Here is a 23679-nt window from a genome sequence, read left to right on the forward strand (position 1 = left end):
GCCCCTAACCTCTATCGACGGAGGAAATAACCAATGCAGCCTTTTTCCCGCCCCCAGATGGCGGCCCGCGCCGCCCAGGACATTCCGGAAGGCTGGGTCGTGAACCTCGGCATCGGTATGCCGACCGCGATCGCCGACCACGTCCCCCTCGACCGCGAGGTGATCTTCCAGTCCGAGAACGGCGTGATCGGTATGGGCCCCGCCCCCAATGCCAATGAGGCCAACCCCTGGCTGATCAACGCCGGCAAGGCGATGGTCACGCTGCGGCCCGGTGGCTCCTACGTGCATCACTCCGACAGCTTCGCGATGATCCGCGGCGGGCACATCGACCTGTGCGTGCTGGGCGGCTTCGAGGTCGCGGCGAATGGCGACCTGGCGAACTGGGCCACCAGCGAGAACGACACGGCCCCGGCCGTGGGCGGCGCCATGGACCTGGGCGCGGGCGCCAAGCGCCTGTGGGTCATCATGGACCACACCACCAAGGACGGTCGCCCCAAGCTGGTCGACCAGTGCGGCTATCCGCTGACCGCGCTCGGCACCGTCAACCGCGTCTACACCAACCTCGGTGTGTTCGACGTGGTGAAGGGCACGGGCTTCATCGTGGTCGACCTGGCCCCCGGCGTCACGCTGGAATACGCCCAGTCCCAGTCCGCGTCGAAGCTGCACACCCTATGAGCAGCGCGGCGGGGATCGCCCCCTACAACGAAGACCAGGCCGAATCCGCGCGGATGATCCGCGAGAGCGCGGCCGGGCATGCCTCCGACATCGCGCGCATCCGCGCGCTGCGCTTCACCACCCACGGCTTCGCCGCCGATGCGTACCGAGAGATGGCGGAGCTGGGCTGGATCGGCCTGGCCGTGCCCGAAGCCGCCGGCGGCTCGGGCCTGGGCATGATCGAGCTGGTGACGCTGGCCGAGGAGCTGGGCCGTGGCCTGGTGCCCGAACCCATCATCCCCGCCACCCTGTCTGCCCTGCTGCTGGCCGAGGCCGGCGAGACGGAGCTGCTGGGCCAGCTGCTGGCCGGTGAGGCCGTGGTGCTGACCGCCTGGCAGGACCGTGCCGGCACGCTGACCCCCAGCCTGGATGCCGGCGCCACGCGGCGCTTCATCCCGATGGCGGCGGGCGCGACCCACTTCCTGGTGCCGACCACGGCGGGTCTGGGCGTGCTGCCGGCGGCCGAGGCCGATCTGGTGACTGAGCCCACCAATGACGGCGGCAACCTGGGTACGCTTCGCCCGGGCGCCTACCGTTCGGTCGGTCAGGCAAACCCCGGCCCCGCGCTGGACAAGGCGGCGCTGGCGACGGCGGCCTATCTGCTGGGCGGCATGGAGGCAGCCTTCGCCATGACGCTGGCCTACCTCAACACCCGCCAGCAGTTCGGCAAGATCATCGGCACCTTCCAGGCGCTGCAGCACAAGGCGGTGGATGTGAAGGTGCAGATCGCCCTCACCCGCGCCTCGGTCGAGGCTGCGGCGGCGGGCATCGACAATGGCGCGACCGGCGATGCGGCCTCGGCCCTCGTCTCCCGCGCCAAGGCCCGCGCCAGCGAGGCCTCGATGACGGTCGGCCAGATGTGCGTCCAGCTCTCGGGCGGCATCGGCTACACCGACGACTACGATGTGGGTCTCTATCTGCGGAAGGCGATGACCCTCGCCCCGCTGTTCGGCGGTGCCGCGCTGCATCGCGCCCGCTTCATGAAACTCAGCCCCGAGACGGAGGACGCGTGATGGATGCTCCCGTGATGCGCGTGGTCGCCGAGAAGAACGGCGCTGTGCTGACCCTGACCCTGGATTACCCCGCGCGCCGCAACGCGCTGGCCATGCCGCTGCGCAAGGAGATCGAGGAGGCGCTGGAAGCCGCCAGCGTGGACGGCACCCGCGCCGTGGTCATCACCGGCGCCGGCGGGCATTTCTGCTCGGGCGGCGATATCTCCGGCATGGATGCGCGCGGCATGATGGCCGGGCGCGACCGCATGCGCCGCACCCACCGCTTCATCCAGACGCTCGCCTTCGGGAACTTCCCGGTGGTGGCGGCGGTCGAGGGCTATTGCGTGGGCGCCGGTCTGTCGCTGGCCTGCATCAGCGACACCGTGATCGCCAGCGAGACCGCGAAGCTGGGTGCCGGCTTCGGCAAGATCGGTCTGATGGCGGATCTCGGCCTGCCCTTCACCCTGCCGCAGCGCATCGGCGTGGCGAAGGCCCGCCAGGTGCTGCTGTACCACAAGCAGTTCACCGCGGCCGAAGCACTGGCCATCGACCTGGTGGATGAGGTGGTGCCGGCCGGCCAGGCCCTGGCCGTGGCGCAGGAACGCGCGGCCTTCCTGGCTGAGCAGGCGCCCACGCCCATGGCGCTGACCCGCCAGATGCTGGCCCAGGGCCTGCATGATGCGCTGGAGACCGAGCGCCACTTCCAGGCCGCGTTGTTCGCCACCGAGGATTTCAACGAGGGCCGCGAGGCCTTCCTCGGCAAGCGCGCACCCGCGTTCAAGGGGGTTTGAGCATGAGCGTGATCGCCGGCGTCGAGCCCGAGGACCTGAACGCGCTGGATGATGAGAGCTTCCGCCTCGTCGTCCGCCGCTGGATCGAGGCGAACTACCCGCCCGAGCTGCGCAACCCGCCCAAGCGCCTGCATTGGGAGGAAAACAACCCCTGGTACTTCAAGCTGGCCGAGAAGGGCTGGCTGTGCCCGGGCTGGCCGCGCGAGTATGGCGGCCTCGGCCTCGGCCCCATCAAGCAGATCATCTTCACCGAGGAGCTGGAGCGTTGGGGCTGCGCCCGCAGCAACGACCACGGCATCATCATGCTGGGGCCCTTGCTGATCCGCTATGGCTCCGAGGAGCAGAAGAAGCACTACCTGCCCAAGATCCTGTCCGGTGAGCATGTGTGGTGCCAGGGCTATTCGGAACCCAACTCCGGTTCCGACCTGGCGTCCCTGCGCACCTCCGCCGTGCTGGACGGCGACGAGTATGTGGTGAACGGCCAGAAGATCTGGACCACGCTGGCGTCGGACGCCAACTGGATCTTCCTGCTGGTCCGCACCGACCCGACGGCCAAGAAGCAGGAAGGCATCTCCTTCCTGCTGGTGGACATGAACACGCCGGGCATCACGGTGCGGCCCATCATCAACCTCGAGATGCATGACGAGTTCTGCGAGGTGTTCTTCGACAATGTTCGGGTGCCCAAGGCCAACCTTGTCGGCCAGCTCAATAAGGGCTGGGACATGGCGAAGGCCCTGCTCAGCTTCGAGCGCATCTACCTCGGCAGCCCCCGCCAGTCGGCCTATGCGCTGACGCGGCTGAAGCAGCTGGCGGAAAAGATGGGCGTGTTCGACGACCCGTCCTTCGCCGGCACCTACGCCAAGCTGCGCACCGATTTCGAGGACCTGAAGTCGTTGTACGGCCGCTATGTGGAGGTGCTGAAGCGCGGGCAGTCGCTCGGCGCCGACGTGTCGCAGCTGAAGATCGTGCAGTCCGAGCTGTTCCAGCGCATCACCGAGACGATGATGGCGATCTCCGCCGAAAACGCCGGGCTGATGGAGCCGATGGAAGGCAACCGGAACCTGAACCCGGCCGGCCTGTACATCCAGGCGCGGCCGACCACGATTTACGGCGGCACCAGCGAGATCCAGCGCAACATCATCGCCAAGAATGTGCTGGGCCTGCCTGGATAATCACACACCCCTGATTGCATGACTTTCGAAGAACCCATTAGCCTCTCCTGTAATTCCTGGAGCAGGCTGATGGGTTTTTCTGTGAAGCGTGGCGCGATGCTGGCGGTTGTGTTGGCAACAGCGGGCTGCGGCGGGCAACAGGCGACGCCGACCACTACCTTCGTAAGTCAGCCGCAGACAGACCCGCTGGCGGGCATGCAGCGGACCAGCACGCCCATTCCGGGCACAGCCTGGGTCGTGGCCTGCGTGTCCTTTCCCAACATGCCGCCCGAGCGGCGCCAGAGCTGCCGCGCGGACCTGAACCTGTCCCAGCCGGGGCAACAGGTTCAGGCGAACCTGTATACGCTGCATGGCGGCCGGCACTGGATGCTGCGGACCAACCTGCCCGCCACGGGGCTCAGCATCCAGGTTGAAGGCCGCCCGAGCAGCCATGTAGGCCGCTGCTCCGGCGCGGGCCTGTGCGTGCTGGAGGACGCCATGGCGCTGACCCAGGAGATGCAGGCCGGCAGCCGCGTCGCCGTCACGCTGATGACGGCCCGAGGCGGCATGCGCAGCCAGGTGGCGACGGCAGGCATCAATGAGGCGCTGCGGCTGGCGGCTGCGGGCACCTCGCCTGCCGCGCTGGGTGACCGTCCCACCTTGAGTGTGCGGTGATGAGGGCACCCCGCCGCATCCTCCTGGCCTTCGCGGCACTTGCGCTGGCGGCCTGCGGCGGCAAGCCGCCCATCACGGGCGCGATGCCGGAGGCAGGCGGCAACACGATCTCCGGCGGGCCGGTGGCCCTGCTCAACAACAACTGGATGACGGTGTGCTTCCCCCTGCCGCAGGGGCCCCATGCCGGCCAGCGCCTCTGCGCGGCGGCCCTGCGCTTCGGCGGGGCGGCCCTGCCGTATAACGGCGTGATCTACACGCTGACCGGCCGCAGCTGGACCATCGGCATGAACGTGCCCATGACGGCGGCCAGCGTGCAGGTGGAAGGCAGCCCCAACACCCATGTCGCCCGCTGCGACCCGCGCCTGCCCCTGTGCAGCTTCGACGCCCAGGCCAGTGCCCAATTGACGCAGGAGCTGCAGTCCGGGCGCACCTTCACCCTGACGGTGCAGGGTGCCCGCGGGCAGGCGGGCCAGCGGGCCGCCACCAGCGGCTTCGCCGATGCCCTGCGGGCGGCCGCGGCCGGCACAGCGCCAGGCGTGCCGGTGGATGTCCTGCCGCCACCTTCCTCGGTCGGCGTGCCGGTCGGGCGGCCGCTGACCTTCTGACAACAAAAAACCCCGGCAGGCAGCGCCCGCCGGGGTTCTTCATGTGGAGGGGGCCCGAAGGCCCCCGCCGGATCACTCGCCCTTGGAGGCCATCTCGCGCTGGCGACGGATCGCAGCACCCAGGATGTCGCCCAGGGAGGCGCCGCTGTCGGAGGTGCCGTAGTCGCGCATCGCTTCGCGCTCCTCCTGCACTTCCTTGTCCTTGACGGAGAGCGACAGGCGGCGGGCCGCACGGTCGATCTGCATCACGCGCGCATCGATCTTCTCGCCGACGGCGAACTTCTCGGGGCGCTGGTCCTGACGGTCGCGGGCCAGCTCGGCGCGGCGGATGAAGCCGGTGAGGATTTCCTCGACGCGGACCTCGACGCCATTGGCCTCGATCTTGGACACGATACCGGTGACGATGTCGCCCTTGCGCACGCGGTCCAGCACCTCGGCGGCCGGGTCGGCCTCAAGCTGCTTGATGCCGAGGGAGATGCGCTCCTTCTCGACGTCCACGTCCAGCACCTTGGCCTTGACCGTCTCGCCCTTCTGGTAGGCAGCCAGCGCCACTTCGGCAGGCTGATCCCAGGACAGGTCGGACAGGTGAACCATGCCGTCGATGTCCGGGCCAACCGCCACGAACAGGCCGAACTCGGTGATGTTGCGGATCTCGCCCTCGATGACGGAGCCCGGCGGGTTCTTCTCGTAGAAGACATCCCACGGGTTGCCCTGGGCCTGCTTCAGGCCCAGCGAGATGCGGCGCTTCGGCTCGTCCACGTCCAGGATGAGGACTTCGACTTCCTGGCTGGTGGCCACGATCTTGCCCGGGTGGACGTTCTTCTTCGTCCAGGACATCTCGCTGACATGCACCAGGCCTTCGACGCCCGGCTCCAGCTCCACGAAGGCGCCGTAGTCGGTGATGTTCGTCACGCGGCCGGAGAACTTGCCCTGCACCGGGTACTTCACCGCCACGCCGTCCCACGGATCGGACATCAGCTGCTTCATGCCCAGGGAGATGCGCTGCGTCTCCTGGTTGAAGCGGATGACCTGCACCTTCACCTTCTGGCCGATTTCCAGGGCCTCGGAAGGATGGTTGATGCGGCGCCACGCGATGTCGGTCACGTGCAGCAGGCCGTCCACGCCGCCGAGGTCCACGAACGCACCGTAATCGGTGATGTTCTTGACCACGCCGTCCAGGATCATGCCTTCCTTCAGGCCCTGCACCAGCTCGGCGCGCTGCTCGGCGCGGGTCTCTTCGAGGACCGCACGGCGCGACACCACGATGTTACCGCGGGCGCGGTCCATCTTGAGGATCTGGAAGGGCTGGGACTGACCCATGAGGGGGCCGACGTCGCGCACCGGGCGGATGTCCACCTGCGAGCCGGGCAGGAACGCCACGGCGCCGCCCAGGTCGACGGTGAAGCCACCCTTGACGCGGCCGAAGATGATGCCGTTCACGCGCTGGCCGGCGTTGGCAGCCTTCTCGAGGTTCGTCCAGGCTTCCTCGCGGCGGGCCTTCTCGCGCGACAGGACGATCGCGCCGTCCTTGTCCTCATAGCGCTCAACGAACAGCTCGATGGTGTCGCCGGGCTTCAGCTCGGCCTTCTGACCCGGGGGAGCGAACTCCTTCAGGGGCACGCGGCCTTCGCTCTTGAGGCCGACATCGACAACGGCGTAGTCGTCGTCGATCCGCACGATGCGGCCGGTGACGACGGAGCCGGCAAAACCGGTATCCGGGCCCAGCGTCTCATCGAGCAGGGCGGCAAAATCTTCCATGGTATCAGCCAAGTGGCTTTGTCCTATGGCCGGGCCGCGAATGGCGCGGGTCGGCCGGGCTTGCGCACCTTTCAGGGCACGGCTTGCGGGTAAACCCCCGCCAGAGCTCCGGGCGCGTGACGGTCCGCCCGGTTTCCGAGGGCGCGAACGCCCGAAAGGGCCCGAAAAGGCCCTTTGAGGGGGCATATCTGCCTCTGGCGGCCCTGGGTCAAGTATTGAATCGCGAATACGGCGCTATTTGCGGCGCAAAATCCTTGGATTTCCGCCGAAAATCGAGCGGGAACCGGCTATTGGCCCGATTCCCTCAGAAACTACAGCAGCGCCAGATCATCGCGGTGAATGATCTCGTCACGACCGCGCCAGCCCAGCAGCGCCTCGATCTCGTCGCTGCGGTGGCCCGCGATGCGCGCCGCATCGTCGGAATCATAGGCCGACAGGCCGCGCGCCAGCTCATGGCCTGCCGCGTCCTGCACGCTGACGGCATCGCCGCGCTGGAACTGGCCCATCACGTTGCGCACGCCCGCCGGCAGCAGGGAGCGCCCGCCGCGCAGGGCGCGGGCCGCGCCGTCATCCACCACCAGGATGCCGCTGGGGGAAATGCTGCCCGCGATCCAGCTTTTCCGGGCGGTGCGGCCCTCGGGGGCCGGCAGGAACCAGGTGCTGCGCCCGCCATTGGCCAGGGCGGCCACCGGGTGCGGCTGGTCCCCACGGGAAATCGCCATGGCGCAGCCGGCACCCGTCGCGATCTTGGCCGCGATCAGCTTGGTGCGCATGCCGCCCGAGGAATAGCCGGGCGGGGGCTCGCCGCCCATGGCCATGATCTCGTCGGTCAGGCGCTCGACCACCGGCAGGTGCGCGGCCTCGGGGTCCTTGCGCGGGTCGGCGGTGTAGAGGCCGTCGATGTCGGACAGCAGCACCAGCGCGTCGGCGCCGATCATCTCCGCCACGCGGGCGGCCAGCCGGTCATTGTCGCCGAAGCGGATCTCGGAGGTAGCGACCGTGTCGTTCTCGTTGATGACCGGCACGCAGCCCAGTTCCAGCAGCGTGTGCAGCGTGGCGCGCGCGTTGAGGTAGCGGCGCCGGTCCTCGGATTCGGCGAGTGTCAGCAGCACCTGGGCCGCGTTCATGCCATGGGCCGACAGCGCCTGCTGCCAGGCGCCGGCCAGGCGGATCTGCCCCACGGCGGCGGCGGCCTGCTTTTCCTCCAGCTTCAGCACGCGCTTGGTCAGGCCCAGCGCACGGCGGGCCAGCGCCACGGCGCCGGAGGAGACGAGGACCACTTCCTTGCCGGAAGCGCGCAGCGCCGCGACATCGGCCGCCACCTGGTCCATCCAGCCCTCACGCGGGGTGGCGGTGGCGGGGTCCACCACCAGGGCGGAACCGATCTTGATGACGACGCGGCGGGCTTCGTTGAGGGTCACTTCGCGCGGGCCTCGGCGATCACGTCCATCACCTCGCGCAGCACCTCGGGCACGTTCTCGCCCGTGGCGCCGCTGGCCAGCAGCACGGGGCGGCCGGTGGCGCGTTCCAGCGCCTTCACGCGGCTGGCCTTGGCCTGCGGCGTCATGGCATCGACCTTGTTCAGCACCAGGATCTCGGGCCGGTCCACCAGGTCGGCGCCGTATTCCTCCAGCTCATGCCGGATGGTGGTCCAGGCGCCCACCGGGTCGGCCTGGCTGCCGTCGATCAGGTGCAGCAGCACCGCGCAGCGTTCCACATGCCCCAGGAAGCGCGTGCCGAGGCCCGCGCCCTCAGCCGCGCCCTCGATCAGGCCGGGGATGTCGGCCATCACGAATTCCTCGCTGTGGTTCAGGCGAACCACGCCCAGCTGCGGCACGAGGGTCGTGAAGGGATAGTCGGCGATCTTGGGCTTGGCGGCCGTGACGGCGGACAGGAAGGTGGACTTGCCGGCATTGGGCAGGCCCAGCAGCCCGCAATCCGCGATCAGCTTCAGCCGCAGCCAGATCCAGCGTTCCTCGCCGGGCCAGCCCTTGTCGGCGCGGCGCGGGGCGCGGTTGGTGCTGGTCTTGTAATGCGCGTTGCCGCGCCCGCCGTCGCCGCCGGTGCAGATGCGGATTTCCTTGCCCGCCTCGTCCAGGTCCGCGATCAGGGTTTCCTTGTCCTCGTCGATGATCTGGGTGCCGATCGGCACCTGCATGATCACGTCGTCGGCATGCGCGCCGGTGCGGTCGCTGCCCGCGCCGTTGCCGCCCTTGCGGGCCTTGAAGTGCTGGGCATAGCGATAGTCGATGAGGGTGTTCAGCCCCTCAACCGCGCGGATGTAGACATGGCCGCCGCGGCCGCCATTGCCGCCGTCCGGGCCGCCGAACTCGATGTATTTCTCGCGCCGGAACGCGATGACGCCGTCGCCGCCGTCGCCGCTTTTTACGTAGACCTTGGCTTCATCGAGGAACTTCATGGGATTACCGCCGCTACCGCGCGGTACCCACCACGCCTGGCCCGCCGCGCGGCGGCTGGGGGGCGGGGGCGCCCGTTATCCGGCGCCACAAACGAAAACGGGGGCCAGAGGCCCCCGCGTCACACACCCGGCAGGGTGCGCGGGATCACTCGGCGGCCAGGGCCACCGGCACCACGGAGACGTACACGCGGCCACCGGCCTTGTGCTCGAACTTCACGTGGCCTTCCACGACCGAGAAGATCGTGTGGTCACGGCCGAGGCCCACATTGGTGCCCGGGCGCATCTTGGTGCCGCGCTGGCGGACCAGGATGTTGCCGGCCAGCACATGCTCGCCGCCGAACTTCTTCACGCCCAGGCGCTGACCGGGCGAGTCACGCCCGTTGCGAGAGCTACCACCAGCCTTTTTATGTGCCATCTCGTGCTACTCCTCAGGCCGCGATCGCGGTGATGCGCAGCACGGTCTCGTGCTGGCGATGACCGTTCTTGCGACGGCTATTCTGCCGGCGGCGCTTCTTGAAGATGATCACCTTGTCACCGCGGCCCTGCTTCACGACCTCGGCGGTCACGGTGGCGCCGGCAACCACGGGGGCGCCCAGAACCAGACCCGCTTCCGTCGAAACGGCCAGGACATCGTGGAAGGTGATGGTCGAACCGGGCTCAGCCTCGAGCTTCTCGACCGTCAGAACACCATTCGGCACTACGCGGTACTGCTTGCCGCCGGTGCGGATCACTGCGAACGTCATTGGAAACCCCAAGAAACGGTCAAAAAACTGCGGGCCAGCGAGCCCATGCCCACCAACCGGAGCCGGGCTTCTACCCTCATGCCCGGCAGAGAGTCAACGGCGTGACAGCCATGCGCGCCGCAAAAACCCTCAGGCGCCGAGCTGGGAGAACCAGAAGCTGCCGCCACCCGGCGCGAAACGCCCCGCCATGAAGGCGCGCAGCCCCGCCTCATTGTGCTTCATGTGCCAGGCGCTGCCGTACAGCACGGAACAGCGCGGGTTGCCGCGCAGATAGGCCGCCAGCAGGTATTGCTCGGTCCAGAAGACCTGGTGCTCGCGCATCTCGCCCAGGGGCCGGGTCTCGGGCAGGGCGATGTCGTGCAGGTGGATGAAGGCCTGGTGGCGCAGCGCGGGCACCACGCGCAGCAACGCGTGCACGGCGTCCGAGTCGTGCTTCACGGTGTGGCTGGTGTCGAGGAACAGGACGTCCCCCTGGCCCAGGTTGCGCGTGAAGAAGGCGGTCTCCACCGATTGCAGCGGCGCCTCGATCAACTCCAGCCCCGGCAGGCCGCGCAGATGCTCGGGCGGGTTCTCCGTCACGCTGATCAGGCGGCCCGCGCCATTGGCCCGCAGCGCCGCCAGCGCCACCAGCGCGCTGTCGCCGCTGCCCACCTCGATCACGGTGCGGGGGCGGAACTTGCGCAGCATGGCGTAGTAGGCGAGCGGGTCGCTGTAGGCGAAATTGTCGTTGTGCCAGCCATAGCCCTCGGCCGAGGGGGCGGCGGCCGGCGGGTGGAACTCGCGCGCCTGGATCTCCAGCTCCAGCAGGAAGGTCCGCATCACCGCAGGCGCGGGAAACACCTCCTCCAGCCGCAGTAGGGAGGGATGGGCGAAGCTGGCTTCCAGCGCCTCGATCGACGGCAGCGCGCCGTAGCGGTCGGCGCGCGTCAGCGCGACGCCCGCCGCCTCCAGGCGCTTGCGGATGACGGAGGGCGCATAGAGCAGCCGGTCCAGCACCCGCGCCAACTCGTTGATTTCTGCGGGGTCAAAACAGTCCGCGTCATCTGGCAGCCAGGTTCCGGGGGGCACGGATGCCAGTTTCGCGAATGTCTTTTCCAGCAAGCAGCAACTCCTCGGTCAGCGCGCGGTGGCGGCCAGGCGCAGGGCATCGCCCAACTGGCGGGCCACCTTGTCGGCGCCGAACCTTTCGCCGATGAACGCCAGCCCCGCCAGCGACAATTCCGTGTTGAGGGCCTCGTCCTCATTCAACCGGCGCAGCTTTTCGGCCAGCGCCGCGGCGTCGGCGGAGATCAGCCATTGCAGGGATGGGGGAAGGTCCAGCCCCTCGGCCGCGATGGGGGTCATCACGCAGGGCAGGCCATGGGCCAGGCAGTCCAGCACCTTGCCCTTGATGCCCGCGCCATAACGCAGCGGCGCCACCGCGACGCGGTGCCGGTGCAGCGCCTGCGACAGCACGGGCGCGAAGCCTTCCAGGATGATGTTGCCGTGGTCCTGTGGCACCAGCGGCGTCATGTCGCCGCTGCCGTAGACATGCACGCGCACATCGCCCAGCAGCGGCCGGACCTCGGTGCCCAGCCATTCCACGGCATCCTGGTTCGGCGGGTGGCCGAAGCTGCCGATGAAGACGCAGCCGTGGCGCTGCGCGAAGGGCAGCGGCGGCGGTGAAGGCGCGATGGACCAGGGCACCACCGCCACCCGGGCGGCGGGCTCCAGGATCGCCGCCTCGGCGGTGGAATGGACGATGCAGCAGTCGGCGGCGGCGGTCAGCGCCAGTTCCTCCTGCCGCGTCCTGGCGGCGGCGGCGGCCATCTTCGCATCGCCGGCCAGCTCGGCGGCGCGCTCCATCCGCAGGAAATGCAGGTCCGCCACGCAGTAGAGCACGAGCGCCCGCGGGGCATAGCGCCGCACGAGGCCCAGATAGTTCCGCGCATTGGCCAGGCGGTGGATATAGACCACATCCGGCGGCACCGGGGCGTGGCGCAGCACTTCCTCCAGCGTGCGCTGCCAGGGGTGATAGAAGCACTCGATGCCGTGCTTCTGTAGCGTCCTGGTATAGGGATCGATGCGGGCCATGTTGTCGGCCGGCACGAAGCCCACCTTGAAGCCGAGGGATTGCAGCGCCAGCATGTGCTGCCAGGCGGCGTTGCTGCCGGCGTCCTTGTCCGGGGTCGGCACGCTCTCATCGATGAACAGCAGGCGCCGGCGCACCTGGCGCTCGACCTCCAGCAGCGGCTGGTCGGCGTTCAGGCGATGCGTCGCCAGCACGTCCTTCCAGCGCTGGAAGAACTTGTGCCGGTTGAGTTTCTGATAGCGCTTCAGCCCCGGCCCGTTCTCATCCGTGCCGTTGGACTGGCCCTCCAGGTGGATGATCTCCGACGCGGGCTGCACCACCACCCGGCGGCCGGCGGCGCGGACGCGGAAGCACAGGTCGGTGTCCTCGTAATAGGCGGGCGCGTAGAGGGTATCGAAGCCGTTCAGCTGTTCGAACAGCGCGCGCTCGATCATCAGCGCCGCGCCCGAGACATAGTCCGAGTCGCGCATGAAGCTGAAGCGCGGGTCGCTGCCGTCGCCGTTGCGACCCCAGTTCCAGCCGTCGCCGGCGCGCCAGATGATGCCGCCGGCCTCCTGCAGGGAACCGTCCTCGAAGAACAGGCGGGAGCCGACGATGCCGATGGCCGGGTCCAGCGCGAAGGTGGCCACCAGCTCATCCAGCCAGCCCGGGCGCATCAGCGTGTCGTTGTTGAGGAAGAACAGGTACTTGCCCCGTGCCGCCGCCGCGCCCGCATTGCAGGTGCCGACGAAGCCGAGATTTTCCGCATTGCGGACGACCCGGACGCCGCCCTTCAGCACCAGCCGGCCCAGCACCGTCGCGTCATAGGAGGCATCGTCGACGACGATCACCTCGAAGCTGGTGGCGGGCATGCGCTCCAGCATCGAGGCGATGCAGGCGTGGGTCAGCTCGAACTTGTTGTGGACGGGGATGATGATGGAGACCTCGGGGGCGTCCACCGGCTCCAGCGTCAGGATATCGTAGCCGCGCAGCATGTCGGGCAGCGGCGGCGGGCCGGAAGGGGCGTGCCGCGCCCGCGCCCGCAGCAGCCGGTCCATCGCGTGGCCGACGGTGCCGAGCAGCGTGTCCAGCTCATCGACGGGGGCTGCCGCGTCGATCAGGTTGTCGGCCATGCGCTCCAGCATGGCGGCGGCGCTGGCGTCGAGCGGCGTCTGGTCGTCGATCAGCAGCGCGGCGCCGCCCTGCAGCGTCAGCCCGCTCTCGACCGCGCGCAGCTCCAGCCGGCAGACTGCCCCGGGCAGCAGCGCCGACATCGCGTTGAGGCCGAAGCCGGCCCTGCCGTCGCCGATGCCGGCATCCCGCAGGTCCGGCCGGAACTGGTCCGCCCGGAAGCGGAAGCGGGGTTCCCCGTCCACCAGCAGCTCGATCTCGACGTGATGATCGGGGCGGGAGGGATCCCAGGCCCAGCCCGCGATGGTGTCGCGGGTGATGACATCGACGCTGGACTGCAGCGACCCGCGCGGCGCGTCGGGCGATGTTTCGACTTCGTGTTCAGCCGGCGGCAAAGGCTACCTCTCGCAACAGCAGTCCAAGGCGCCTTTCATCCGCGCTGACACCCAGGGCTTTGGGCTGCGCGGCGGTCGGGATCACCAGCCGCAGCTGGACATCCCGCGCCGTGACGATCGGCTTCGGCACAGTAAAGCTGATTTCAGCGGGGGCCGTCACGATGTTGTACGATGCCAGCAGCCCGTTGAGGAAGATCCAGACCTCCTGCCGCAGAACCTTGTCCTTCAGCAGATAGGGACTGATGTTGAGGCGCCCGACCACGTCACGTTGAGAGGCCGGAAGTCGAAACTGGAAGCCGCAGAACTCCGCGGTGGTCCAGGACGCATCGCCTTCTGTAAAATCCAGCCCCGCCGGGGCGGCTGTCTTGGCTGAACCACGGCTGCCGAAAGTTATCGCTTGACCCCAGCGAACGTCGATCATTGCTGCCACCCCACGACGATTGGCGCCATGGCGCTGGCGCAATCCGAGTGGAAGATAGTGCGATGCAGTAATACAGCGAGTGACTTCTGCGTAACGTTTCTAGGCAGGTATTATCTTCACCCGGTTGCCACGAATCAGCGGCGGAGTTCCATCGTGATTGGTCCTTCGCGCTCACCGCGCGCGAACTGGTCCACCATGGCATTGCCGGTGTCACCCAGCTGGGCGGCCGGCCCCGTCCAGACCACCTGGCCGCGATAGAGCATGGCGGCCTGCTGGCCGATGCGCCGGGCGCTGGCCATGTCATGGGTGATGGAGATGGCGGTGGCACCCAGCCGGTGCACGCAATCGGCGATCAGCCCGTCGATCACGGCGCCCATGATGGGGTCGAGCCCCGTGGTGGGCTCGTCGAACAGGATGATCTCGGGCTCCGCGGCCACGGCACGGGCCAGGGCCACGCGCTTCTGCATGCCGCCCGACAGCTCCGCCGGAGAGAGGTCGCCCACGCTGGCGGCCAAGCCCACCTGGGCCAGCACCTCCGCCGCCTTGTCGCGGGCCGCGCGGCGGGTGATGCGCTTCTGCGCCAGCAGCTTGAAGCAGACGTTCTCCCACACCGGCAGGCTGTCGAACAGCGCGCCGTTCTGGAACAGCATGCCGATGCGGTTCATCAGCGCCGTGCGGTCCCGCGCGGACATCTTCAGCACGTCCTGCCCGCCGATCTCGATCACGCCCTCATCGGGCTGGATCAGGCCCAGGATGCATTTCAGCATCACGGACTTGCCGCTGCCCGAACCGCCCAGCACGACCATGGAGGAGTTGGGCGGGATGTCGAGGTTCACGCCGTCCAGCACCTGCTTCGGGCCGAAGGCCTTGCGCAGCCCGATGAGCTTCACGCCGAGCGTGGTGGGTCGCTGGCTGCTCATTGCGCGAAGAAGGCCTCGGTCACGACATAGTCCAGCGCCAGGATGAGGATGGAGGCCAGCACCACCGCGGAGGTGGTGGCCAGCCCCACGCCCTGGGCGCCGCCCTTGCTGCGATAGCCGCTGTAGCAGCCCATCAGCGCGATGACGAAGCCGAACACGGCGGCCTTGGCCAGGCCGCTCGTCACGTCCTGCAATTGCAGCACGTCCCAGCTGGCCTTGAGATAGGTGGCCGGCACGAAGCCCAGCTTGACCGTGCCGATGACGAAGCCGCCCATCGCGCCCAGCACATCCGCCACCAGCACCAGCAGCGGCAGGGCCACGGTGGCGGCCAGGATGCGCGGGGCCACCAGATACTTCATCGGATCGGTCGACAGGGTGGTCAGCGCGTCGATCTGGTCCGTCACGCGCATGGTGCCGAGCTCGGCCGCCATGGCCGCGCCGATGCGCCCGGCCACCATCAGCCCGGCCAATACCGGCCCCAGCTCACGCGTCACGCTCAGGATCACGACGCTGGCGATCGCGCTCTGCGCGTTGAAGCGGGCGAAGCCGGTGTAGCTCTGCAACGCCAGCACCATGCCGGTGAACAGCGCCGTCAGCGCCACCACGGGCAGGGAGAAATACGCCACCTCGATGAAATGCCGCAGGAACTGCCGCCCGTAGAATGGTGGGCGGAAGACGTGGCTGATCGCCTCCAGCGCAAAAAGCCCGAGATCGCCGGCGGAGCGGCAGGCCGCCACGATCGGCCGGCCCAGAGCGGCCAGGAAGGCTGTAACCATCAGGCGGAGTAGGGGAGCTGTCGCATCGCAGCGCACACTACCAGCCTGGAGGCATGGGGGCCAGCCAGGGGTTGCAGCCGCGTCACGCGGCCGCCGTGCGGGCGTAACGCGCCGGCGGCACCCCGACATGCCGCGCGAAGGCCACGGCGAAGGCGCTGGCCGAGCCATAGCCCACCTTCTCCGCCACCTGCTCCACCGCCATGTCCCGTCCGCGCAGCAGGCGGCGGGCGAGGGCCATGCGCCAGGCCAGCAGGTATTCCATCGGCGCCAGCCCCATCATGCGGTTGAACCGCGCGAAGAAGGCGCTGCGCGACAGCGATGCCTCCCGCGCCAGCTCAGGCACCGTCCAGCCATGGGCGGGGCGGGCGTGCAGGGCGCGCAGCGCGGCCCCCAGCCGGTCATCCGCCAGGCCGCGCGCCAGCCCCGGCGTGCCCGCGCCGCTGCCGCCGCAGCGCAGGGCCTCGATCAGCAGCACCTCCAGCAGGCGTTCCAGCACCAGGTCCCGCGCGGGGCGGCGGGCGCGGGTCTCCTCGCCGACCAGGGCCACCAGCGTGGCCAGCCGGGCCTCGCCGCGCACCAGCACCATCTCCGGCAACAGGGAGACCAGCAGCGCCGCATCCGGGGATCCGAAGCTGCAGAAGCCGCCCTGCATGCGCACATCCGCCGGCCCGTCCTGCCGGCCGACGCGGAAATGCCCCTCCGCGATCGGGGTGGGCAGCATCGATACATGTGGCGGCGGCGGGTCGATGCTGGTGTTCACCAGCGGCTCCGAGCCGGGAACCAGCACGAAATCTCCCGCCCGCACCACTTCCGGCGGGCGCTTGCCGATCTGCAGCAGGCAGGCCCCTTCCAGGATCGCGCCGTAGAAGGGCTCGCCGGTGGCGGGGCGTTCCACGCGCCAGCGCCCCGCGCCCTCAACCAGCTTGGAATAGCGGGCGGCGGGCTGCAGCAGCGTCACGATCTCAGCGAGCGGGTCGACCATGCGGAACAGGACTTTCGCGAAAGAAGCCAGGATTTTCCGACGTGGGAAGCCGGTGGCCGCCTGTCCATCTCTGCATCGTCACAAACGCGGAAGTTTACCCATGCCGACCATCCTCATCACCGGCTGTTCCTCGGGCTTCGGCCTGGAGACGGCGCGCCTGTTCCTCGAACGCGGCTGGAACGTCATTGCCACCATGCGCAGGCCGGACCCCTCCGTCCTGCCGGCCTCGGACCGGTTGCGCATCCTGGCGCTGGACGTGACGGACCCGATCAGCATCGCCCATGCGGTGCGCGATGCGGGCGAGATCGACGTGCTGGTCAACAATGCCGGCTTCGGCGCCCCGGTGCCGATCGAGCTGACGCCGGCCGAGGTCACGCGCCAGCTGTTCGAGACCAACACCTTCGGCACGCTGGCCGTCACCCAGGCGGTGCTGCCGCAGTTTCGGAAGCGCCGGGCGGGCGTGGTCATCAACGTCACGTCTTCCGTCACGCTGAAGGTACTGCCGCTGGTGGGGATGTACCGCGCCGCCAAGATGGCGGTGAACGCCTTCACCGAATCACTGGCCGCCGAGGTCGAGCCGCTGGGCATCCGCGTGCGGCTGGTGCTGCCGGGTTCTTCCGGCGAGACACGGTTCCGCGACAACGCCACGCCCTATCTGGCCGGGCTCGACAACCCCGACTACGCGCCGATGATCGAGGCGATACTGGCCCGCTTCACCAGCGGTGAGGGCCCGCACACCCATGCCACGGATGTGGCGGGGGCGGTGTGGTACGCCGCGACCGATGCGACGGCGCCCATGAAGATCCCGGCAGGCGCCGACGCGGAACTGTGGATGGCGGAAGCCGTCGCCGCCTGAGCCATCACTCCGCGTAGGGGTCCGGCCCGTCATGCACGGTGTCCAGGTCCCCGAAGCGGGTGAACTCGGCCTCGAAGAACAGGTCGATCTTGCCGGTGGGGCCGTGGCGCTGCTTGGCGATGTACAGCTCTGCCTTGTTGTGCGCGCGTTCCATGTCCTGCACCCAGCGGTCATGGGCGATGGTGAACTTCTCCGGCTGGTCGAAGTTGCTTTCCTTCGGCTCGCGCGCCTTCAGGTAATAGTCGTCGCGATAGACGAACATGACCACGTCGGCGTCCTGCTCGATCGAGCCCGATTCACGCAGATCCGACAGCTGGGGCCGCTTGTCCTCGCGCTGTTCGACGGCGCGGGAGAGCTGGGACAGCGCCATCACCGGCACGTGCAGCTCCTTCGCCAGGGCCTTCAGGCCCTGGGTGATCATGGAGATTTCCAGCACGCGGCTGTCGGACTTGGTGCCGGGCGCCGGGCGCATCAGCTGCAGATAGTCCACCACGATCATGTCCAGGCCCCGCGTGCGCTTCAGCCGCCGGCAGCGTGTGCGCATCGCGGAAATGCTGATGGCCGGCGTGTCGTCGATGACGATGGGCAGGGTCGAGAGGGTGCGGCTCGCCTCATAGAAGCGGTCGAATTCCTGCTGCGTGATCTCACCACGGCGGATGCGGTCGCCCGAGATCCGGCTTTCCTCGGCCAGCAGACGGTTGGCCAGCTGCTCGGCCGCCATTTCGAGGGAGAACAGGATGACGGAGCCCTTGGGCACCTCGCCGGGCTGAAGGTCCTTCACCAGGGATTTCGCGGCGCCGAAGGCCAGCTTGGTGGCCAGCGCCGTCTTGCCCATGCCGGGGCGCCCCGCGAGGATCAGAAGGTCCGAGCCGTGCAGGCCGCCCAGGCGCGCATCCACGTCGCGCAGGCCGGTCGGCAGGCCCGACACGCCGCCGCCCGCCGCCTTGGCCTTGGCAGCGGTCTCCACCGCCTGGGCCAGGGCGCGGTCGAAGGTGATGCCGCCGCCCTCGGTGCCGCCGCCGCCGGTCGCCAGCTCGAACAATTCCTGCTCGGCGGCCTCAATCTGGCCCTTGCCGTCGATCTCGGGGTCCAGGCCGAAGGCGCGGTTCACCAGCGTCTCGCCCACATCCACCAGCTGGCGGCGCAGCCAGCAGTCATGGATCAGCCGGCCGTATTCGCCGGCGTTGATGATGCCGACGGTCGCCGAGAGCAGCTGCACGAGATAGGCGGTGCCGCCCACTTCCTCCAGCATGCCGTTGTGCTCGAACTCGCCCTTGAGGGTCACGACATCGGCCAGCGCGTTGTTTTCCACCCGGCGCTGGATGGCGCTGAAGATGCGGCCGTGGATGGGGTCCGCGAAATGCTCGGCGGCGAGGAACTCGCTGACCCGCTCATAGGCCTTGTTGTTGGACAGCAGCGCACCCAGGAGCGCCTGTTCCGCCTCCAGGTTCTGGGGCGGAATCCGTGCGGATTGCCCGAACATGGGCTGCGACTCCGGAGGGTGGATGCTGTTCATGCGCCTTGATACCGCGCCCGGCCCGCGGGCGCCCTGTGGATGATATGTGGATAGCGGGGGCGGCCGATCAACTCGCGCGTGCTTCGCTTCCGTCCCGCTTGTGGCTAAGCTCCGCGGCATGGCCGAAACACCGGAACATTCCCGCTACCACGCCTACATGCAGGCCGCAGAAGGCGTGCAGGGCTGGTATTCCGACATGTCGGCCGCGCTGTTCGATGCCTTTCTGGCGTTCCAGGGCGGGCCCGGCGGCCCGGGTGACATGCTGGAGATCGGGGTGGCCTATGGCCGGTCCGCCCTGATGATGGGCATGCACCTGCGCGACGACGCCACGCTGCGGCTTGTGGATATCGGCACCGCGCTGATGGAGCAGTCCGTCGCGCTGATCCGCCCGCACTGCCAGGGCAAGGTGGAGCCGATCCTGCAATATTCCGAGGCGCTGCCCCCCGATTCGCTGCCGGCGCTCGGCACCCGCTTCGTGCATATCGACGGCGACCACGGCACCTGGGGCGTCCAGGCGGACCTGGCCCTGGCCGACCGCGTGCTGCGGCAGGACGGCGTGGTGGTGCTGGACGATTTCTTCTCCGAGAGCTTCGTGGGCGTCACCTGGGGCGCGATGACCTGGCTGGCCCAGAACCCCGGACGGTTCGAGATGGTGCTGGTGGGCTTCAACAAGGCCTATCTGGTGCGCCCGCGCGGGGCGCGGCGCGCGCTGGAGTTCATCCGCGACGGGTTGCAGCCGCATCTGGCGGCCTGCGGCCAGCCCCCCAGCACGCTGCTGCGCACCGATGACCCGCGCGCCTGCGGCTGCTTCGGCATCACCGCGCGCCAGTTCGACCGCGACTATGTGACGCGGGAGATCGCGATGGGCCTGCCGGAGGAAACACCGCCCGGCAAATACCCGGTCTAGCAGCCGTTCTGCCGCACCGTGGCGCGCAGCCCCTCAGGCAGCGCGATCGCGCCATCCCCCGGCAGGCTGTCGCGTGAACCGAGGCCGATCTCGGGGTTTGCGAAGCTACCATGCACCCGGATGGGCAGGTCCAGCGCCAGGAAATCCGTGGTGTCGCGCTGGCTGCGCACGGCCAGGTCCAGCTGCCGCCGCATCAGGTCGAAGCTGGCGCTGCCCTGCACCGTGCCGGTCGCGGCGCGCAGCCGCAGGGGCATCACCCTGCCACGCCCTTCCCGCAGCACCACCACGGCCAGCGCGCAGCGCAGCGGCGTGCGGCCAGGCGCGGTGCGGAAGATGGCGCGCAGATCGGTGGACATCGCCTCGATCACCGCGCGCTCGATGCTGCCGTTGCGGATGCTGAGGACGGCGGTGCCCGAGGCCCGGCGCATCGCCTGGCGCAGCGTGCCGCCGCTGGCCTGCACATGCGCCTCGGCCGTCACCGCGCCTTCCAGCGGCAGCGGGCGCAGGCCGAGCAGTTGGCGCAGCGCGTCCAGCCGGCCCTCACGCATGGTCACGCTGGCTTCCACGGCCGTGCCGCCCTCAACCGCCTGCGCCTCGGCCGCCGCCTGCAGCCGCGCGCCCGCGATCACCCCGCTGGCCTGCGGAATCTCGATGCGGCCGGGCGTCACGTTCACCCGCAGGGCGGCATTCGTGGCGCGCCATTCGCCATAGAGCAGCTCGCGCGCCGTCAGGCGGGCGGTGATGGTGGGGTCGGGGTTGCGGTCCACCACCAGGCGCGTGTCGGCATCGCCGTCCGGCGCCGGGCCCGCATTGCGGCCCAGCAGGCGGTTCAGGTCCAGCCGCGTCGCGTCCAGCTGCACGTCCAGGTCGTCGGCCACGCCGGGTAGACCTTCGGTCAGGCGCAGCAGGGGCGCGGTGAGCGCCTGGCCGTCCAGGCTGCCGGCCGCGTCGCGCAGGGCCCAGACATCGCCCTCGCGGCTAGCATCGCCCGCCAGTTCCAGGGCGATGTCGGGGGCGCCCTGCACACCCAGGTCACGCAGGAAGGTGGCGAGCTCGGGCGTGCGCAGCTCCAGCCGGCCCTGCCAGCGGTCGAAGTTCATGGGGTCGCTGGCGGTGGCGTCCAGCGCGGCCTGGGTGCGGCGGGACTGCGCCTCCAGCTTCATCGGGAAGGGGCGCTCCGCCTGGGCCAGTTCCGCGAAGCTGCCGAGGCGTCCCTGCAATGCCAGGGGCAGGTCGTTATAGCTGCCGCGCGCGTGCAGGCGCACGGGTTCGGTCCGGCTGTCGGTCGCGATCTCGGCTTCATCCACCCCCACCCGCAGCAGCTTGCCGCTGCTGGTGCGGATCAGGATCTCGGAACCCGTGACGCGCAGCAGGGCCGCATACCACCCGCCATCCCGGCCGGAGGCCGCGGCGCTGCGGGTCTGCCGCGCGCCCTGCCAGTTGCCCCGGCGTTCCCCGTCGCGTTCCAGCAGCAGGGAGGCACCTTCCGCCGCCGCATCCGTCAATTCCAGCCGGCCCATCAGCAGCGGCCACAGGGCGATGCCGGCATCCAGCTGCCGCAGCGTCAGCATGTCCGGGCGGCTGCCGCCGGTGATGTTGGCCAGCTTCACGTCGCGCAGCGCCACCCGCAGCGTCAGCCCGGGCGTGACCCGAAGGCTGCCGATGGTCGCCTGGCGGTCAAGCCGCGCCGAGATCCGGCCCGCCGCCATGCCCGCCAACTCCAGCCGCGGCAGCGCCAGCCACAGCGTGGCCAGTGCCAGCAGCGGCAGGCAGAGCAGGGCGATGATCAGGCGGCGTATCAGGGCGCGGCTTCCTCTGGCGGACAGGGGAAGAACCCATGCCGTCCGATGAGGTTACCACGCGTGGCGCGGATTTACTCGGCCGGTGAGGGCGCCGGACGGCTGCGGGTGCGGCGGCGCGGCGCGGCGGCCACCGGCGCGCTGCCCGGCAGGGGCGGCACCACGAAGGGCGTGCTGGGCATGGCGTCGCTCACGGTCTGGCGCGGGCGGCGCACCTGCAGCGCCACGCCGCCGCAGCGGGAGTAGCAGGCGTTATAGGTCTCGGTGCAGCCATCGGAGTTCTGCAGGCAGATCGGCGGGGCCACGCAGCCGGCCGCGCCCTCTCGGCAGCCGTTGAAGCCGCGCGAAATCGCGGAATCGGCCCCGAAGCAGGCGCCGGCGCTGGCCTGTTCGGCATTCAGGCATTGCTGGCGCTCGGCCTGGCAGGTGGCGATGCAGGAATCGCCCGCCTCCAGCGCGCCGGCCGGCGTGCTCATGGTCGTGAAGCCCGCGGGCGGCAGGTAACGGGTCTCGGTCTCCGCGCAGGCGGAAAGCAGGATCAGCAGGCTGAGGACGAGGCGGCGCATGGCCGGAAACCTATGCCGCGCCGCACGCGCCGGGCAATGGGGCAATCGTGATCTTCACCGTGCCCATGCTTCGGCGTGCCCGGGCTTCAGCGTGCGCGCGCGGGGCCGCCCGTCAGCGTCACGGCGCCCAGCATGCCCAAGATGGCCAGCAGCGCGCCCAGTGCCTGCTTGGCGCCGATCGCCTCACCCAGCACGATGGCGGACATGGCGAGCGCCGCCACCGGCACCACCACCGACAGCGTGGCCGCGCGGGTGGGGCCCAGGATTTCCAGGCTGCGGGTGAACATCTGCATGGAGATGACGCCCAGCATGATGCCCTGCGCGAAACCGATCCAGAGCTGCAGCCACAGCGGCCGCGCCAGGAAATCCGCGGCGGAGGTGCTGACCCACAGCGGCAGGATGATGATGGCCGAGACGATCGCCATGGCCGAGGCGGTGACGAAGGCCGGCGCCTGCCAGCGCCGCAGCAGCGCGCCGAAGAAGCCCCAGCTGGTGCCCGCCATGAACAGCAGCACGTCGCCCTTCCACACATCCGGCAGGTCGGTCGACAGCCCGTCCCAGCCGATGAACAGCACGCCCAGCAGCATCAGCCCCAGCGCCCCGACGCGCCCGCGCGTGGCCGTTTCCCCCAGCAGCAGATAGCCCGCCAGCGCGCCCATGATGGGTCCGGTGATGGGCGGGATGGTGCCGCCATGGCTGGCCGGGGCATAGAGCAGGGCGGTGGTGAACACCATCAGGTTGCCGACGCCCCCCATGGCCGTCAGCACCAGCAGCTTCGGCAGGCCCAGGCGCACCAGCGCCGCGCGCTCACGCCAGACCAGCGGCGCGAGGATGAGGCCCGAGATCAGGAAACGGCAGGCGATGAGATCGAAGGGATGCATGCCCTGCCCGGCGAGGGAGATGCGCGCCACCACGGCATGCGCCCCCCAGATCACCGACGCCCCCATCCCGAGTGCAAGGCCAAGCCAGAGCCGCGAATTCATTGCGCGGCACAGTGTGGCTTACCGGAAGTTCACGCAAGGATCAGGTTGAGGTCCGTCGCGAACTTTTCGTAGGCCAGGCCATAGACATGGATGGAGACCGCCGTCTCCGAGCAGCAATTGGCCAGGCGGTGGATCAGGTCGTCGCGCGCCGGGCCGTGGCTGACATCGCCGGGCAGGCGCAGATGCGCGGCCGTCAGGCGCGGGGGCTCGCCGGGGGCGTAGTAGTGCTCGGTCATGATGCCGCGATGCATGCCGAAGGCGCACCAGCTCTTGTGGGCATGCACGGGGGACATCTGGCCGGGGCGCCACACCAGCGCGACCACGCCGTAATCCTCGCCCTCATGCAGAAGGTGGCGGATGTAGTGGTCCGGGCATTCCGGGCAGGAGACGTCGGCCAGCAGTTCCGGGTCGTCCAGAAAGGGGGCCATGGCATCGGCCACCCGCACTTCACGCCCTTCGAGCGGGGTGCGGCAGGCCTCGTCGATGGCGGCGAGCATCGCGTTCAGCGAGGCGCGCGGGCGGATCATGT

General features: G+C 69.3%; 24 protein-coding genes. 8 read left to right on the forward strand and 16 right to left on the reverse strand.

The annotated features are described in order from the left end of the window. Positions 1-33 precede the first annotated feature (33 nt). The 6 genes from EOD42_RS10435 to EOD42_RS10460 all read left to right on the forward strand — a co-directional run bounded on the left by EOD42_RS10435 (position 34) and on the right by EOD42_RS10460 (position 4928). The gene (locus tag EOD42_RS10435) at positions 34-675 is read left to right on the forward strand and encodes a 3-oxoacid CoA-transferase subunit B (protein ID WP_127787464.1); all 642 of its coding nucleotides are present in this window, start codon (positions 34-36) and stop codon (positions 673-675) included. Next, on the forward strand, positions 672-1727 hold the full coding sequence (locus tag EOD42_RS10440) for an acyl-CoA dehydrogenase family protein (RefSeq protein ID WP_127787465.1): 1056 nt from the start codon (positions 672-674) through the stop codon (positions 1725-1727). The genes EOD42_RS10435 and EOD42_RS10440 overlap by 4 nt, the downstream gene beginning before the upstream one ends. Next, positions 1727-2497, forward strand: a complete 771-nt coding sequence (locus EOD42_RS10445; protein WP_127787466.1) for an enoyl-CoA hydratase/isomerase family protein — start codon at positions 1727-1729, stop codon at positions 2495-2497. The genes EOD42_RS10440 and EOD42_RS10445 overlap by 1 nt, the downstream gene beginning before the upstream one ends. Positions 2498-2499: 2 nt before the next feature. After that, a complete protein-coding gene (locus EOD42_RS10450; protein ID WP_127787467.1) occupies positions 2500-3669 on the forward strand; it encodes an acyl-CoA dehydrogenase family protein in 1170 nt (389 codons plus the stop codon). Positions 3670-3864: 195 nt separating this feature from the next. Then, a complete protein-coding gene (locus tag EOD42_RS10455) occupies positions 3865-4323 on the forward strand; it encodes a hypothetical protein (RefSeq protein WP_127787468.1) in 459 nt (152 codons plus the stop codon). Next, on the forward strand, positions 4323-4928 hold the full coding sequence (locus EOD42_RS10460; RefSeq protein ID WP_127787469.1) for a hypothetical protein: 606 nt from the start codon (positions 4323-4325) through the stop codon (positions 4926-4928). Before EOD42_RS10455 ends, EOD42_RS10460 begins: the two co-directional genes overlap by 1 nt. 72 nt (positions 4929-5000) lie before the next feature. Here the strand turns inward: EOD42_RS10460 and rpsA are convergent, their stop codons facing one another. The 11 genes from rpsA to EOD42_RS10515 form a co-directional block, all read right to left on the reverse strand. Continuing rightward, on the reverse strand, positions 5001-6686 hold the full coding sequence (gene rpsA / locus EOD42_RS10465) for a 30S ribosomal protein S1 (RefSeq protein ID WP_127787786.1): 1686 nt from the start codon (positions 6684-6686) through the stop codon (positions 5001-5003). 311 nt (positions 6687-6997) lie between these two features. Beyond that, the gene (gene proB / locus EOD42_RS10470; protein ID WP_127787470.1) at positions 6998-8107 is read right to left on the reverse strand and encodes a glutamate 5-kinase; all 1110 of its coding nucleotides are present in this window, start codon (positions 8105-8107) and stop codon (positions 6998-7000) included. Further along, positions 8104-9105 carry a GTPase ObgE gene (obgE, locus tag EOD42_RS10475; protein WP_127787471.1) on the reverse strand — a complete coding sequence of 334 codons (1002 nt, stop codon included), beginning with the start codon at positions 9103-9105 and terminating at the stop codon, positions 8104-8106. The genes proB and obgE overlap by 4 nt, the downstream gene beginning before the upstream one ends. Before the next feature lie 145 nt (positions 9106-9250). After that, on the reverse strand, positions 9251-9520 hold the full coding sequence (gene rpmA, locus EOD42_RS10480; RefSeq protein WP_127787472.1) for a 50S ribosomal protein L27: 270 nt from the start codon (positions 9518-9520) through the stop codon (positions 9251-9253). Between the two features lie 13 nt (positions 9521-9533). Then, complete coding sequence (rplU, locus tag EOD42_RS10485) at positions 9534-9848, reverse strand: 50S ribosomal protein L21 (protein WP_127787473.1); 315 nt, start codon at positions 9846-9848, stop codon at positions 9534-9536. Between the two features lie 129 nt (positions 9849-9977). Beyond that, positions 9978-10916: a class I SAM-dependent methyltransferase gene (locus EOD42_RS10490; RefSeq protein ID WP_127787474.1), complete on the reverse strand. Its 939-nt coding sequence runs from the start codon at positions 10914-10916 to the stop codon at positions 9978-9980. A 48-nt stretch (positions 10917-10964) separates the two neighbouring features. Beyond that, on the reverse strand, positions 10965-13424 hold the full coding sequence (locus tag EOD42_RS10495) for a glycosyltransferase (protein ID WP_127787475.1): 2460 nt from the start codon (positions 13422-13424) through the stop codon (positions 10965-10967). Continuing rightward, positions 13411-13845 carry a hypothetical protein gene (locus tag EOD42_RS10500; RefSeq protein ID WP_127787476.1) on the reverse strand — a complete coding sequence of 145 codons (435 nt, stop codon included), beginning with the start codon at positions 13843-13845 and terminating at the stop codon, positions 13411-13413. The genes EOD42_RS10495 and EOD42_RS10500 overlap by 14 nt, the downstream gene beginning before the upstream one ends. 134 nt (positions 13846-13979) lie before the next feature. Then, complete coding sequence (locus tag EOD42_RS10505; RefSeq protein ID WP_127787477.1) at positions 13980-14765, reverse strand: ABC transporter ATP-binding protein; 786 nt, start codon at positions 14763-14765, stop codon at positions 13980-13982. Next, positions 14762-15541 (reverse strand): MlaE family ABC transporter permease, encoded by a 780-nt coding sequence (locus EOD42_RS10510; RefSeq protein WP_127787478.1) that lies wholly within the window; start codon positions 15539-15541, stop codon positions 14762-14764. Before EOD42_RS10510 ends, EOD42_RS10505 begins: the two co-directional genes overlap by 4 nt. An 82-nt stretch (positions 15542-15623) precedes the next feature. Next, complete coding sequence (locus EOD42_RS10515; protein WP_127787479.1) at positions 15624-16523, reverse strand: AraC family transcriptional regulator; 900 nt, start codon at positions 16521-16523, stop codon at positions 15624-15626. 100 nt (positions 16524-16623) lie between these two features. On the opposite strand from EOD42_RS10515, the gene EOD42_RS10520 reads away from it, so the two are divergent. Continuing rightward, positions 16624-17379: an SDR family oxidoreductase gene (locus EOD42_RS10520; RefSeq protein ID WP_127787480.1), complete on the forward strand. Its 756-nt coding sequence runs from the start codon at positions 16624-16626 to the stop codon at positions 17377-17379. Positions 17380-17383: 4 nt separating this feature from the next. Here EOD42_RS10520 and EOD42_RS10525 read toward each other — a convergent pair whose 3' ends face one another. Then, a complete protein-coding gene (locus EOD42_RS10525) occupies positions 17384-18895 on the reverse strand; it encodes a replicative DNA helicase (RefSeq protein ID WP_127787481.1) in 1512 nt (503 codons plus the stop codon). A 118-nt stretch (positions 18896-19013) separates the two neighbouring features. Between EOD42_RS10525 and EOD42_RS10530 the strand changes: the two genes are divergently transcribed. After that, positions 19014-19802: a class I SAM-dependent methyltransferase gene (locus EOD42_RS10530; protein WP_127787482.1), complete on the forward strand. Its 789-nt coding sequence runs from the start codon at positions 19014-19016 to the stop codon at positions 19800-19802. Here EOD42_RS10530 and EOD42_RS10535 read toward each other — a convergent pair. The 4 genes from EOD42_RS10535 to EOD42_RS10550 form a co-directional block, all read right to left on the reverse strand. Further along, positions 19799-21628, reverse strand: a complete 1830-nt coding sequence (locus EOD42_RS10535) for an AsmA family protein (RefSeq protein WP_338069638.1) — start codon at positions 21626-21628, stop codon at positions 19799-19801. The genes EOD42_RS10530 and EOD42_RS10535 overlap by 4 nt on opposite strands. A 47-nt stretch (positions 21629-21675) precedes the next feature. Then, on the reverse strand, positions 21676-22167 hold the full coding sequence (locus tag EOD42_RS10540; protein WP_127787484.1) for a hypothetical protein: 492 nt from the start codon (positions 22165-22167) through the stop codon (positions 21676-21678). 86 nt (positions 22168-22253) lie between these two features. Next, positions 22254-23150 carry a DMT family transporter gene (locus tag EOD42_RS10545; protein ID WP_127787485.1) on the reverse strand — a complete coding sequence of 299 codons (897 nt, stop codon included), beginning with the start codon at positions 23148-23150 and terminating at the stop codon, positions 22254-22256. 29 nt (positions 23151-23179) lie between these two features. Then, the gene (locus EOD42_RS10550; protein ID WP_240655109.1) at positions 23180-23677 is read right to left on the reverse strand and encodes a cysteine dioxygenase family protein; all 498 of its coding nucleotides are present in this window, start codon (positions 23675-23677) and stop codon (positions 23180-23182) included. Between the last annotated feature and the right edge of the window lie 2 nt (positions 23678-23679).

Origin of the sequence: Rhodovarius crocodyli, assembly GCF_004005855.1 — a bacterium.
GTDB classification, from domain to species: domain Bacteria; phylum Pseudomonadota; class Alphaproteobacteria; order Acetobacterales; family Acetobacteraceae; genus Rhodovarius; species Rhodovarius crocodyli.